We start from the raw sequence: 12,820 nt of genomic DNA on the forward strand, positions 1-12,820 counted from the left end.
TCCGATGTGTAATAAAAAAAATCATGTCATGACGTTCTTTAATGTATCGATGAGCAGCTGATTATCCCCATGCTTTTTTACGGCCACGCGGAAATAGTAATTTCCCATCCTTTGAAAATTGCTGCAATCCCTGATTAAAATATCTTCGCGAAGCAGCCGTTCCCTTAAATCCCTCGATGATAAACCCCTCTGGGAATCAATCCTGACCAAAAGATAATTGGCGGCGCTCGGGAGGGCTTTCAACCCGGGAATGCTGTTTATGGCACGATGCAAAAAGGCCTTTTCGGTTTCTACATATCGTCGTGTTTCATATATAAAGGCACTGTTGGAAAGGGCCTCACAGGCGCCTATTTGGGCTAAGGTATTGATCATCCACGGCGGCTTATTTCTCTTCAACCTCTCTATAACGGCAGATCCTGCGATGGCATACCCCACGCGAAGGCCAGGGATACCAAAAAATTTCGTCATGGATCTTAAGATAATAACATGGGAAAATTGCGTAACCGCAACCTTGAGAGATGCCTCCTCCACAAAGTCAATGAAAGCTTCATCAATGATCACGATGGTTTCCAAACTATCGGCACGGGCTATTAAAATAAGGAGTTCTTCTTTTGGGGTCAGAACACCTGTGGGATTTGCGGGATTGCAAAAGTAAAGAATATCAAAACCACCTGCCAGTCGTGTGTACAGATTATCCATATCTACGACAAAATCACGTTCTTCGTCGGCCTGAAAATACATTACCTGAGAACCGGCCAGATTGAGACCTTTTTCATATTCGCTGAAGGCCGGCGTCACAACCAAAGCCCGTTTAGGTTTAAAGATGATAGGAATCCAGTAAATGAACTCCGTGGAACCATTTCCGGTAATGAAATATTGGCGGTCCATTCCATGATAAGCGGCCAGCCGCGTAATGAGATCGTAAGCCTCTGTATCGGGATAATGCAAGATATCATCAAAAGACCTCATCACTGCATCTTTTGTCCCTTGAGGATAACCCAATGGATTGATATTGGCGCTAAAGTCAACAAGACGATGTTCATCAATTTCATAAATTCTCGATATCTCTCTAATATTTCCACCATGGTCATACGAGTTCATAACACCATGAACCTCAACAGTATAATACAAAAAAGAGACATCAACGCTGAAGAAGAAAACATGATTGCCCAGACCATTTTTATATCCCTACTATCTATTGATTTTACCCGGTCACCAATGGTCGGCTTTTCCATCATCTTACCAAAATAGCTCATCGGACCGGCAAGCTCTACACCAAGGGCGCCTGCCACAGCGGCCTCTGGTATACCGCTGTTCGGACTGGGATGATTACTGCAATCTCTTCTCATAATGCGCCAGGCATTTTTGCCGTTCAATCCCAACAAAAAAGAGGCGATAACCACGATGAAACCTGTCATTCTGGCCGGGATCCAGTTGAATATATCGTCCATCGTGGCCGAAAAATATCCGATATCCCGATAACGGTCACTTTTATAACCAATCATAGAATCCAATGTATTGACGGCTTTATAAGTCATTGCAAGAGGAACCCCTCCCAGGAGCAAGTAAAACATCGGGGCAATGACGCCATCCGACAGGTTCTCCGAAACCGTTTCGACGACAGCCCGCAATATCCCTTCTTCATCGAGATTTTCCGTATCCCTGCCCACAATCATGGAAAGTCCTTTCCTTGCACCCTCAATACTGCCTGCATTTAAATGATCGACAACCACCTTACTTTCTTGAAACAGCGACCTTACGGCCAAAGTCTGTGAGGCAAGTATAACCGTCACAACGACGCCCAATATCCAGTGAACTTTAAAAAATGCCATCAAAATGCCCCAGGTCACAAAATAGGTAATCAAAATCACTACAAACCAAAGGATAACGCCTCCTGTTTTGAGATGGCCACGCGAAAAATACGTCCGGATCACTCTTTCCAAACAACGTATGCCCTTCCCCATGATAACCACAGGATGGGGACACCAACGGGGATCACCGACGATGAGATCCAGTACATAGGCGCTGAAAAACATCATAGGGGTCATGATACCGCTACTCATTAACGTCACTAATTGCCGCTATCTGCAAAATTTCTCCATCCAAACCGGTCTGAAGAGAATATTATCAAAGTATCACGGGGCGCTGAATGGTTAATGACTGATCCCCCCTTGCCTCGATCCTTACGGATAGCCCACCACGGCAGACAAGGGGGGAGCCTTCAGGAGATTTTATTCATAAAATATTGCAACGCCTCCGGGCGAGAAGCAAGGTGAAGGTGGGTATAGCTTGCCAATACGCTGCCGCTTTGAAAACCTTCCCTTGCGATGTCATCGGCGCGGCGTTTTCTCACAGTATAAGCGGTAGCCCACCCTTCATTTTCTGTCAGGTCCGCGGTCAATTCCGAGTAGTGGAATTCATGGCCCCTCAGGGTTGTCCCCCTGGCGCCCCAGAGAGAATCGGCATTGAGCGTCACTTCAACATAAGCAAGGGATTTTATCCGGTCAAGCATCCTGGTTGACGCCGGGATCAGCCCAACCATCGGGTATTGAACTCCGTCTTTAGTTTCCAGGGTTCGGCTCAGGTACATCAATCCGCCGCATTCACCGTAAACAGGCCGGCCGGAGGAGGAAAATTTCCGGATGTCCGAATGCATTTCCTCGTTGGCGGCAAGGGCCTCCGCATGTTCTTCCGGGTATCCCCCTCCGATATAGAGGGCATCAATTCCTTCTGGAAGGTGGTTGTCTGCAATCGGTGAAAAAAACTTCAGCATGCACCCCATCATTTCCAATTCATCAAAGAAATCCCTGTAATAAAAATGAAAGGCCTCATCATAGGCAACACCTATGGATATGCGTTTGAACCGATTCCCTGTTTTAACCCCTCCCTCAATTCCTCCCGCCGGGGGAGGGAAGGTAATGGATTTTACGTCAAGAGACGGAGCTCTCCTTGCGATTTCCATCACCGTATCAACCGATGCGTACTTTTCAAAGACATCCGCAAGTCCATTGAGAACAGGCCGGGATAGGTTCCCGGTATCGGCCGTTACCAGACCGAGATGCCGGCTGGGAAGATGGGGAAACCCATCCATCGGAATGGCTCCCGCAAGGGGGGGCAGTGATGCCGAAGCGAGCGACTCAGCGAGCCACAATGCATGGCCCTCCGAACCGCAGCGATTGGCAATAACCCCGGCCACCCTCAAACCTGCTTCGAAATCGGTGTAGCCTTTCACGACGGCGGCAATGCTTCGGGCGATGCCGTAGACATCCACAACCAGAAGCACGGGGGCATCAAGCCAGCGTGCGATTTCCGCTGTGCTCCCCGCGGAGCTGTCGGGATCGGCACCGTCAAAAAGGCCCATAACGCCTTCGATAACGGAGATGTCGGCGCTTTCAGACGCCCGTGCAAAAAGCCTGCAAACGTAGTCCCTGCCTGCCATCCAGCCATCGAGATTATAGCAGGGTCTCTCTGAAGCCATAGTCAGATAGGATGGATCGAGAAAATCCGGTCCCACCTTGAAGGTCTGCACCTTGAAGCCGCGCTTTCTCAATGCAGCTACGACGGCAAGGGTGACGGACGTTTTCCCCACACCGCTGTGCGTGCCTGCTATGACTATCCGGGGACTATCCATTACTAATACTCCACTCCTTATATATTTCCACGTTTCATGGTATTCTCTGAAACACGCATGTCTTTCATGAGATCATCAATACCTATGATTTTAAACAGTTTATCCATATCTAAGTGTGCCCGGAAGTGTTCCGCTAACAGGTTGTATTGGTGATCCTTAAAATCGGATGCATGAACGGTGGTGCAATCATTTTCACCGGTTCTGTAATTAGCTGAGATCGTTTTCAGAAAGGCATGTCTGAAGCTGGGCATATCGAACAGGCCATGAAAATAGGTGCCCCAGACCTTACCGTCACAAGTTGCAGCCCCATCGAAGCCGTCGGAGAGGCTTCCGTTTTGTGTGAGAACACGTATCACGGGAAACATGTCGGGGCCGCGTTCTGTGACGCCCATGTGTATCTCATACCCTTCTACGTTTTCTCCGTTTTGCTCCCAGACGCCGGCAGAACGGGACAGTATCTTTTCCCTGTGCAGGGTTGTCTCTACGTCCAGAAAACCGAGACATTGTGTGTCTCCCGGCGTCCCTTCAATTCCGTAAGGATCGCGGATCAGCTTTCCAAGCAATTGGTAACCGCCGCATATCCCGCCGAGGTGGCCGCCGTGACGGACGAAATCTGCAAGTGAGGTTGCCCAGCCCGTATGCCCAAGCCATTCCATGTCAAAACGGCCGTTCTTTGTGCCGGGGATAAAAATCGCATCGTACCCATGCAGACTGCGGGGTCGTGCGAGGTAGTGGAGATTAATGGATGTGTCACATTCAAAAGGATTGAAGTCGGTAAAATTGGAGATGTGCGGCAGCCGTATAACGCCGATGTTAATTTTCCCTGGTTCGGGACCGAACGGCGGGTCAAGCAGGAAATCAAGCGGCAGGCCGTCTTCAGAGTCTATCTGGATGTGATGGAAATACGGAATAAGCCCCAGGACGGGAAGTCCCGTCTTGTCTTCGATGAATTCAATGCCTGTTTTAAAAAGATCCGCATCGCCGCGGAATCTGTTGATGATGATGCCTTTAACCCGCTTTCTGTCTTCTTTGGGGATAATATTCAGTGTGCCGATTATCTGAGCGAAGACACCACCCCGGTCTATATCGGCGACCAGAATAACCGGTGCGTCGGCGGCATGCGCCATGCGGAAATTCACAAAATCCTGGGGACGCAGATTGACCTCAGCGCAGGAACCGGCGCCTTCCATGAAGATGAGCGAATATGAAGACCGGAGACGTTGCAGACTGGCCAATGCCTGCTCATAAAGGTAATGTGTGTCGGAGAAGTATTCTTTTGCTTCCCTGTTTCCCAGGGGTTGTCCGTAAAGGACAACCTGGGCGCCCGTATCTGTTGACGGTTTGAGAAGCACCGGATTCATATCCACATGGGGGGCAATACGGGCAGCTTCCGCCTGGACGATCTGGGCCCGCCCCATTTCTCCGCCCTCGGGTGTGACGTAGGAGTTGTTAGACATATTCTGGGCTTTAAACGGGGCGACGCGGATGCCGTGATCATTGAAGATACGGCAGAGGGCTGCTACCACGATGCTTTTGCCTACATCCGAACCCGTTCCGAAAACTGCGACGCATTGTGCTTTGGGCTGTTTCTCTGTCTTCTTCATATTAAACACTTATACCCGGTAGGACACCACGAAGGCATGAAAATTATGCGCTGCCGGCGGCACAGGAATGTACCGCCTATCTGGGTGTTTGATGATCGATTTTATCCGTACGTTTATCGATAGGCGGGGTTTTCCAACCCCGCCTCAGACTATTTTCGTAGTAAGTATTACACATAACGACTCAGGACATCCAGCGATTGATTCAACGCCCCTTCATCGAAGATCTCCATTGTTAAAACCCTGGAATTATTCGAACCGTTGCCCAATCGGTCTATGAGGGTCGTCAACAAACCGGCGGGCAAAAAGGACAGGCTGCGGTGGTCATGTCCGTCCTCAATTCCATGGAGATGGAGCACCCGTGTCCGCGGCAGATAGCGGTCAAGGTAATCTTCCGGCGCATACCCGCACAGAAGGAGATGGCCGATATCAAGACAGACGCTCAGGTTATAGTCACTGATAATGTCTTCTATAACAGTGTAAGGATAATCGAGCGTCTCCACACACAGATCATGTGAATTAACATCCTGAAGGAGCCTCTCCACAGAGCGCCGGTGGCCGTCGATCCAGCGTTCCAGGTCCGGCGAAGGGAGTTCACCCCGCTGATCCCCATGGAAATGAAGGACATAGGCAAAGGGCGAAAGCGGGGCGGTGCGTTCGATAACGCGAAGGCACTTGTCCACAGATCGCTCCCGGACAGATGCCTCTTCATGTCCCATCCACGTGTCCAGAGGCAGGTGGATAGTGTAGGTCAGATCAGACCGTTCTGCTGTCTCTTTCAGCATCTTCACTGTGGCCGCATCCGGCAAATTGCTGAATTCATCCGATTCAAAGAGCACCAGTTCGATGTCATCCACCTTATCTGCCAGGTAGATGACATTCGGAAGGAGCTCCGCCGGAATGATATATGAGGTCGTTCCCAGGCGGAAGGGGAATCGGTTTTTCAGAGACAAATCTCCCTTAAAATTCAAAGGGAAGTCCTCCCTTATAGGAGTAATTAAAATTCATAAGCCACACTGGCAAAAACCGACCGACCTGCCCCCGGATACATGGCCGGCGAGGTTTTCCATGTAGTCTGATCGGTGAAGGTTGTCAGATGAGTATCATACTCTTTATCAAACAGGTTGATGCCGGACAGTGAGAGAATCCAGTGTTTGTAAAGACGCTGTTGGACTTTCAGATCCGCTGTCCAGTAGGAGTTAAGAGTATAGGTGACGGTTTTCGTATCGGGATAGGTGGTGGTCTCTGTCCTGTACACGACGCGGTCACCCACGTATCGCGCCGTTGCTGTTACGGTCAGCCCGAAATTGCTTTTGTACGTAAGGTCGCCCTTGAACTGATTATCTGGTGTGTAAGATGCACGCCGTTTGACCATACTGTATTGGAAATCCGGTGGGATAAACGGCGGCCATCCGTAATCCTGTCTGGTATATTCACGGTTTTCCTCTTCCGCGTCCGTATAGGTGTAGCTCAAGGCCAGCGTCAGGTCGTAAAATGGCCCAATCCTGGTTCCCACTTCGAGACCGTCTGCCTTGTAGCTCGCCAGATTTATGGGGGTGAAGACGCCTTGTGAATCAGGTTCCCATTGGATCTTATCATCTACATTCCAGTGAAAATACGATATCGTCATGAATAACTTATCGTTAAGTAATGACTGCTCGAGAGTAACATCGGTATGCCAGCCGATTTCGGGTTTCAGATCGGCGTTTCCCCTGGTATACGGACCAGCCGGCCAGTAAAGATCGTTGGGAGTGGGCGCCAGGAAATGCTTTCCGTGATTGATCTTCAATGCCGTTGTTTCAAACGGATTTATGACCAGGCCGAAGAGGGGCAGGTTTTGCGAGCCGAATGCTGAATTGTTTTCATGCCTGAAACCGGCTAAAGCCTTCAAGTACTGCGATGGCCTGTACTCTGCCTCCGTAAAGGCGCTTTTGGTAAATATCTGAGCTTCATTTGTTGTTTTGACGGTTTGCTTGCCGGTAGTATCCAAATCAAAACCTTCATTCTTCCAGTCAAAGTTCTTGTATTCGCCTCCCAACAGTAGTTTGGCTCCCTCAAAGGGATAAATGTCCACATGACCGTCCGTTCCCAACACCTGATTGGTTACCCAGTTTTCATATCCCGATCCGTTGTACGCATAACGTTCGTAGTTGTGATTTTCCATGTTCGTGTAATGCCCTTTGAGATCATAACCGAACCATTTCACCGGTTTGCCCTTGACCTCAAGGACGACATGCCCGTCTTTATCACCGCTGTGATCCAACAGGGCTGCCGCCTCGCTATTGTAAAACTTTTCACCGCCGATATAATAATCTCGTGTGCCTGAAGGCGGCTTGACACCCGGCATGCCATACTTCCTGTTTATATAATCGCCATAGAGGCTGATATCAATAATATCTTTCTTATCCAGGACCAGTTTCAGGGATGCATCGTTTTGCCTGAGATAACTGTTATCCCGAAAGCCGTCGGTCTCCGTTCTGCCGGCGGTCAGATAATATCCGAAATTCCCTGCGACGAACATCCCATTTTCTGCCGCTACACGATACGTATTTTGTGAACCGTAACCGGCGCCAACCTTCATGTCCATTTTATCTCTCTTCGGCCTCTTTGTGATGATGTTGACTGTTCCAGCCATTGCCCCCGATCCGTAGAGAAGTGAACCGGAGCCTTTGACTATTTCGATCCGCTCGATGTTATCGATGGAAATTTTTCCTACATCCGCAATGCCTAAGGATGGGGAACCGACGTTGACGCCATTGACAAGCACCTGGGTGGCATTGCCCCGCATCCCGCGAATATGGATCTCCTGGTTGGCGCCGCCGTAATTGCCATAGGTTTGCCAGTCGATACCCGTCTCGTTCGCCAGTAATTCCCCGATACTTTTAGCACCGGACGCCTGAATATCCTTTTTGTCTATGATGATGACAGCATTGGGAATGTCCTTCCGCTTTTCCGGGGTTTTCGTAGCTGTAACAACAACCTCTTCCAGTGTGATTGCGGATTCCTGAGATCCATCATTCTGCGCAGCGAAAACATAATGGGCCGTACCTATAATCAGCACGGCAGCAATAAAAATAACGAACCATTTTGACTTGATTTTCATTTGACGTTTCTCCTTTCCCCCTCGGGAATGTAGTTATTTGGTCCATCAGATGAGTGTCCTGGCTTGCGGCTTGTACCTTGCACCTACCATCCACGCCTTCCCGGTCTTCCTCAAAAAAGACCCGTGGCATCGTGTGGATTTCGTTCCGCTCACAGTTGCGGGGCAGCGCCGGAGTTGGACCGGCTTCCTCCCTCCGATGGATGTGAACTCAAAAGGGTGACCCGTGGCTGACCGGTCACCGGATTTCTGTCGACAGTTACATTTGTTTCGTATACTTCCCTGATATGTGATTCTGTTATTGCCTCGTCAGGACTTCCGAGGCAGTGAACATTGCCGTTTCGCATAAGAATGAGCCTGTCACAATACGACGATGCTAAATTGATGTCGTGTGTGACGCCAATTACCGTGAGAGTCTGGTTTTTATTCAGCGCTTTTATTAAATCGAAAAAGTCGATCTGATGCCGTATGTCCAAAAAGGCCGTCGGCTCATCAAGGAGCATTATCTGGGGCTGCTGGGCCAGGGCTCTTGCAATCAGTACCCTTTGACGCTCACCGGCGCTTAAGGCATTCATGCTCCGGTTCATCAAAGAAAGGGTATCCGTCATCTCCATGGCCTGACGGGCAATGGTGAAGTCTGTTTCTCCTTCGAACCTCCATTTACCTAAATGCGGCGCCCGTCCCATTAAAACGATCTCCTGAACAGTGAAGGGAAAAATCATCGAGGATTCCTGGGGTACAACGGCGATAATCTTTGCAAGATTTTCCCTCTTGAGCTTATTGCAGGACGTTTCGTTTATCCATATCTCTCCTTCCTGGGGTATGAGAATGCCGTCGATAACATTCAACAGGGTTGTCTTACCGGAGCCGTTGGGGCCGAGTATTCCAATAAACTCGCCCTCTTTTACCTCAAAAGAGACGTTCCTGAGAACCCAGTGCTCGTTGTATCTGAATCCGATCTGTTCGAGGTTGATTATGGACATAGATCAGACGGCCCTCCTGCGTAAGAGGTAAATGAAATAGGGGGCCCCGCACATTGCAGTAATTACACCCACCGGCAACTCGGCGGGGGCTGTGATCGTTCGGGCGAGGGTGTCCGCGACAATAAGAAATGAACCGCCGAAGAGGGCGGAAGAAGGTAAAAGAAGTCTGTGGTCTGAGCCTAAGAGCATCCTCATCATGTGCGGAATGATCAGGCCGACAAACCCGATGGTGCCGCTTACCGATACGGCTACTCCCGTTACGAGTGAGGCGGCAAGCAGAAGAATCTTCTTGGTTTGTTCAACATTTACGCCAAGTTGCATTGCGGTCTCTTCTCCGGTGACAATGAGATTCAGATGTCTCGAGTAGCTGTACATAACAATGAAACCGATCATTAAAAAAGAGCCTGTCAGGATGATCTCGTTCCATTCGGCGAGACTCAGATCTCCCATTAACCAGAATATAGCGCTTCGCAGTTCCTTACTGCTGGTTGTGGAAATCAGGAACATAATGACGGCAGAGAAAAAGGCATTCACGATAACGCCTGCCAGGAGAAGTGTGGTGGAGTGAAGTTCTTTCTTTGTTTTTGCAATTCCGTAAACCAGCGCGATTGTAAGCAGCGCCCCTGAAACGGCCATACCGGGAACTCCAAAAGGGATGAAGCTTATTCCCGTTATTATGGCAATAATCGCTCCGACTGCCGATCCACCGGATATCCCCAGGATGTAAGGATCTGCAAGGGGGTTGCGGAGGAGTCCCTGGAATACAACTCCTGCCGCCGAGAGGGAAGCGCCGACAATACCGGCAAAGATGATCCGGGGCAGACGAATGGAAAAAAGGATCGTCTTTTCCGTCGTAAAAAGACTGAGGTCTCCGCTATACATCCCCGACAGTAAACCTTTGAAAAGAGTTATCGTTCCCAAATTACTGGGCCCGACGAGCATCGAACTTACTGAAATGATGATTAAAACGGCAAGCAGAAAGAGACTCACCCGTATGACACGGGAGAGAGTGACAGCCTTATCGGTTGCGTCTCTGGTTATCGCAAGGACAGAAATAGCGGAAAGTATAAAAACAGGTAGGAAAGAGTACTTAAGCATTGTTCCTCCCGCGAGGATATTCATGATGGATTGGTCTTCCGGCTTCGGGCTGCCTACTCACCCGCCTTCCCGTCACGATTTGATCACGACAGTGGCTTTTCGGGTTTTCGTTCCCTTCACGGCTGCGGGGCAGCGGGGGCATTTAACCCCTCTTCCACACATCCATCAGTATTTTTTTTGTTAGTGGTATGACCAGTAACAAAGGCGGATTTGTTTGTCAAGAATTAATTATTTCAGCGTACCACGCAGCCGCTATCCTGGGGGCCTCCTCCCGATGTATCCCCGACAGATACCGGCAGGGTGAAGTCAATCCCCGGATTTCCCGGTAAAATTGTCGGCATCGATGTCGCAGTCGCCACATAAGCATACTGACCGGCGCTAAAAGTCTGTGAGCCGCCACTATTACTGACACTAATGCTTCCTGCTGCTATAAAAAAATACACTCCGTCCGGGAGCGATCCGCAGTTGCCCTCGCAAATCTTGCACTCGTATGTGGTCCCTCTGACGCCCGCTACGGCTGTGCGAGTTATCAATCTATAGCTGTCCTGATCACCCCGTTTTCCTATCATCCCCGTTAGAGAGCGCACTCCTCCTCTGACCAAATTGAAAACGGCCTTGTCTTTTCTGGGAGCGGACTTATCAAAGTTATACTGCGAAACCTTGAATTGAGTGTTGGGACGCAGGGTCATCTCACCATTGTCCGTAAACTTGATCCGGGCATAGGTCCTTTTTTTGGTTACCAGTGTATCTCCCTGTTCAACCGAAGAATTTATGGACAAGACCCTGGTAGTCCCGTCCGCCTTTTTTGCAAACAGCGGCCCGCTCAAATGCGTAACTCTCCCTATCGTTGTTGCGGCAAAGGATACTGTGCTAAAAATCAACAATAAGGATAGTAATAGTAAGCTAATTGCAGTAATTTTTAACTTTGGCTTCTTTTTTCTTATCATCGGTTGTTTGTTCCCCACCTTCCTTTTTCTTCTTACGTTCCTCATCCTCTTTTTCGTCCGAATCGCTTGTCGTTTCCACCGTTGCTATTGTTGTTCCCTCGGTTGTCTTGAGTGCGACTACCGTATCGTTGCTCGAAACCTCGTTGCCCGTAGCAGCCGGAACTGTCTGGTCACTGCCGGGTGGCACCGTCACAACGGGTGCATTCAACTGGTCAGTCATCGTTATCGTGCCAAACGCACTCAAACTTCCGCCTGCTCCAAGAATGATGCTGCTGCCGGCCTTCAGGATAATATTTCCATTTGATGATGAGACCATTCCATTGATCGTAAGGTCATCAGAAGCACCGCTCGCCGAGGCTTCCAATGTTATATTACCATTCGCAGAAACACCGCCGGCGCCGATCGTCAGAGGACTATGGGCGGTTATGGAAACAGCGCCGCCCGATGATGCAACGAGGCCGGTCGTAACTGCACCGTAATTGTTGAGAATGACGTCACCTGAACCATTGTTGCTAAAGACACCTGCTGTGAGGATGCCCGTATTTTCGAATTCAATATTGTTCAAGGTATCATTGGTAGCCGAGATCATGCTGGCTCCAGTTCGTAGTGCATTTCCGCTCCCTATTCCTTCGACTGCACTGGCAACAAGAGAAGCGGCGGTGATACTTCTCGAGCTTCCCATGCCGTTTATGATCGCACCGGTGTTCGATACGAGTGTCACGCCTCCAGCACCTGCATTAATAAGCCCGTTCAGCGTCAAATCACCGTCGGCTGCCACGGTCAGACTATTGCTTACGGTCGACGCACTCAGGGCAAGGGCAGCGGCGTTACTCAAAATCACATCTTTTCCGCTCGTGATCCCTACACTGCTGAAACCATTGCTATCGGCAAGGATAATGTTGTTTGTTGAGCCGGCAGCGAATGTCGCTGCTCCGGTGACCATCAGCGGACCCGTCTGGGTGATAATGCCACCGGCTGTAACACCCAAGGCTCCAAATACTGTCGAGGCGTTCAGGGAAAGAGCGCCGGTGTTTGTCAGGGATACGTTCTTTCCCGTGATCCAAACGCTGCTTAAACTATTGCCTGCGTTCGCCAGGGTGATATCGTGGGTTGCACCGGCGTCAAAGGTGGATGCACCGGTAACGGCAAGGGCGCCGGTCTGCGTGATATTACCGCCTGCTGTCACACCCAGTGACCCACTCACCGTCGAGTTACCGAGATTAATGGCGTTCACATCGTTCAATGTTGCATCGTTCCCGCTTGTGATCTTCACCGTCGTGAAGTCGTTAGCGCCGTCAAGGGTGATGTTATTTCCAACTCCCGCTGCAAAAGTGGCCGTCTTCCCAACTACATTTGCCGTAATCGCACCGCTCTGCATGATCGGACCGGCAGCGGTAACGCTAAGGTTACCCGATACCGTCGAGGCGCCAAGATCAATTGTGTTCACATCATTCAATGCT

General features: G+C 49.9%; 9 protein-coding genes and 2 riboswitches. All 9 genes read right to left on the reverse strand.

Translation table 11 applies throughout. From position 1 onward, the window contains the following. Nucleotides 1-21: 21 nt before the first annotated feature. Entirely contained in the window at nucleotides 22-1,101 is a 1,080-nt protein-coding gene (gene cobD / locus NTW12_13155; protein MCX5847283.1) for a threonine-phosphate decarboxylase CobD, read from the reverse strand. Next, nucleotides 1,098-2,048, reverse strand: a complete 951-nt coding sequence (gene cbiB / locus NTW12_13160; GenBank protein MCX5847284.1) for an adenosylcobinamide-phosphate synthase CbiB — start codon at nucleotides 2,046-2,048, stop codon at nucleotides 1,098-1,100. Before cbiB ends, cobD begins: the two co-directional genes overlap by 4 nt. A gap of 173 nt (nucleotides 2,049-2,221) precedes the next feature. Next, a complete protein-coding gene (locus NTW12_13165) occupies nucleotides 2,222-3,631 on the reverse strand; it encodes a cobyrinate a,c-diamide synthase (GenBank protein ID MCX5847285.1) in 1,410 nt (469 codons plus the stop codon). Nucleotides 3,632-3,648: 17 nt separating this feature from the next. Next, nucleotides 3,649-5,235, reverse strand: a complete 1,587-nt coding sequence (locus NTW12_13170; protein MCX5847286.1) for a cobyric acid synthase — start codon at nucleotides 5,233-5,235, stop codon at nucleotides 3,649-3,651. A 167-nt stretch (nucleotides 5,236-5,402) separates the two neighbouring features. Then, the gene (gene cbiR, locus NTW12_13175; GenBank protein ID MCX5847287.1) at nucleotides 5,403-6,203 is read right to left on the reverse strand and encodes a cobamide remodeling phosphodiesterase CbiR; all 801 of its coding nucleotides are present in this window, start codon (nucleotides 6,201-6,203) and stop codon (nucleotides 5,403-5,405) included. A gap of 26 nt (nucleotides 6,204-6,229) precedes the next feature. Further along, nucleotides 6,230-8,335: a TonB-dependent receptor gene (locus tag NTW12_13180; protein MCX5847288.1), complete on the reverse strand. Its 2,106-nt coding sequence runs from the start codon at nucleotides 8,333-8,335 to the stop codon at nucleotides 6,230-6,232. Nucleotides 8,336-8,365: 30 nt separating this feature from the next. After that, nucleotides 8,366-8,563: riboswitch (cobalamin riboswitch) on the reverse strand. Between the two features lie 755 nt (nucleotides 8,564-9,318). Continuing rightward, nucleotides 9,319-10,413 (reverse strand): iron chelate uptake ABC transporter family permease subunit, encoded by a 1,095-nt coding sequence (locus NTW12_13185; protein ID MCX5847289.1) that lies wholly within the window; start codon nucleotides 10,411-10,413, stop codon nucleotides 9,319-9,321. 9 nt (nucleotides 10,414-10,422) lie between these two features. After that, nucleotides 10,423-10,595: riboswitch (cobalamin riboswitch) on the reverse strand. Between the two features lie 51 nt (nucleotides 10,596-10,646). Next, a complete protein-coding gene (locus NTW12_13190; protein ID MCX5847290.1) occupies nucleotides 10,647-11,360 on the reverse strand; it encodes a FecR domain-containing protein in 714 nt (237 codons plus the stop codon). Continuing rightward, nucleotides 11,317-12,820 (reverse strand): hypothetical protein (locus NTW12_13195; protein ID MCX5847291.1); only part of this gene is annotated, 1,504 nt, incomplete at its 5' end. The genes NTW12_13195 and NTW12_13190, both read right to left, overlap by 44 nt.

This window comes from Deltaproteobacteria bacterium (assembly GCA_026388545.1).
In the GTDB taxonomy this organism is placed as follows: Bacteria; Desulfobacterota; Syntrophia; order Syntrophales; family UBA2185; genus JAPLJS01.

Coding starts and splice junctions, on each gene's coding strand:
- NTW12_13165 (MCX5847285.1), bottom strand. CDS start 3,631: ATGGATAGTCCCCGGATAGTCATAGCAGGCACGCACAGCGGTGTGGGG.
- NTW12_13180 (MCX5847288.1), bottom strand. CDS start 8,335: ATGAAAATCAAGTCAAAATGGTTCGTTATTTTTATTGCTGCCGTGCTG.
- NTW12_13170 (MCX5847286.1), bottom strand. CDS start 5,235: ATGAAGAAGACAGAGAAACAGCCCAAAGCACAATGCGTCGCAGTTTTC.
- cobD (MCX5847283.1), bottom strand. CDS start 1,101: ATGAACTCGTATGACCATGGTGGAAATATTAGAGAGATATCGAGAATT.
- NTW12_13185 (MCX5847289.1), bottom strand. CDS start 10,413: ATGCTTAAGTACTCTTTCCTACCTGTTTTTATACTTTCCGCTATTTCT.
- cbiB (MCX5847284.1), bottom strand. CDS start 2,048: ATGACCCCTATGATGTTTTTCAGCGCCTATGTACTGGATCTCATCGTC.
- NTW12_13190 (MCX5847290.1), bottom strand. CDS start 11,360: ATGATAAGAAAAAAGAAGCCAAAGTTAAAAATTACTGCAATTAGCTTA.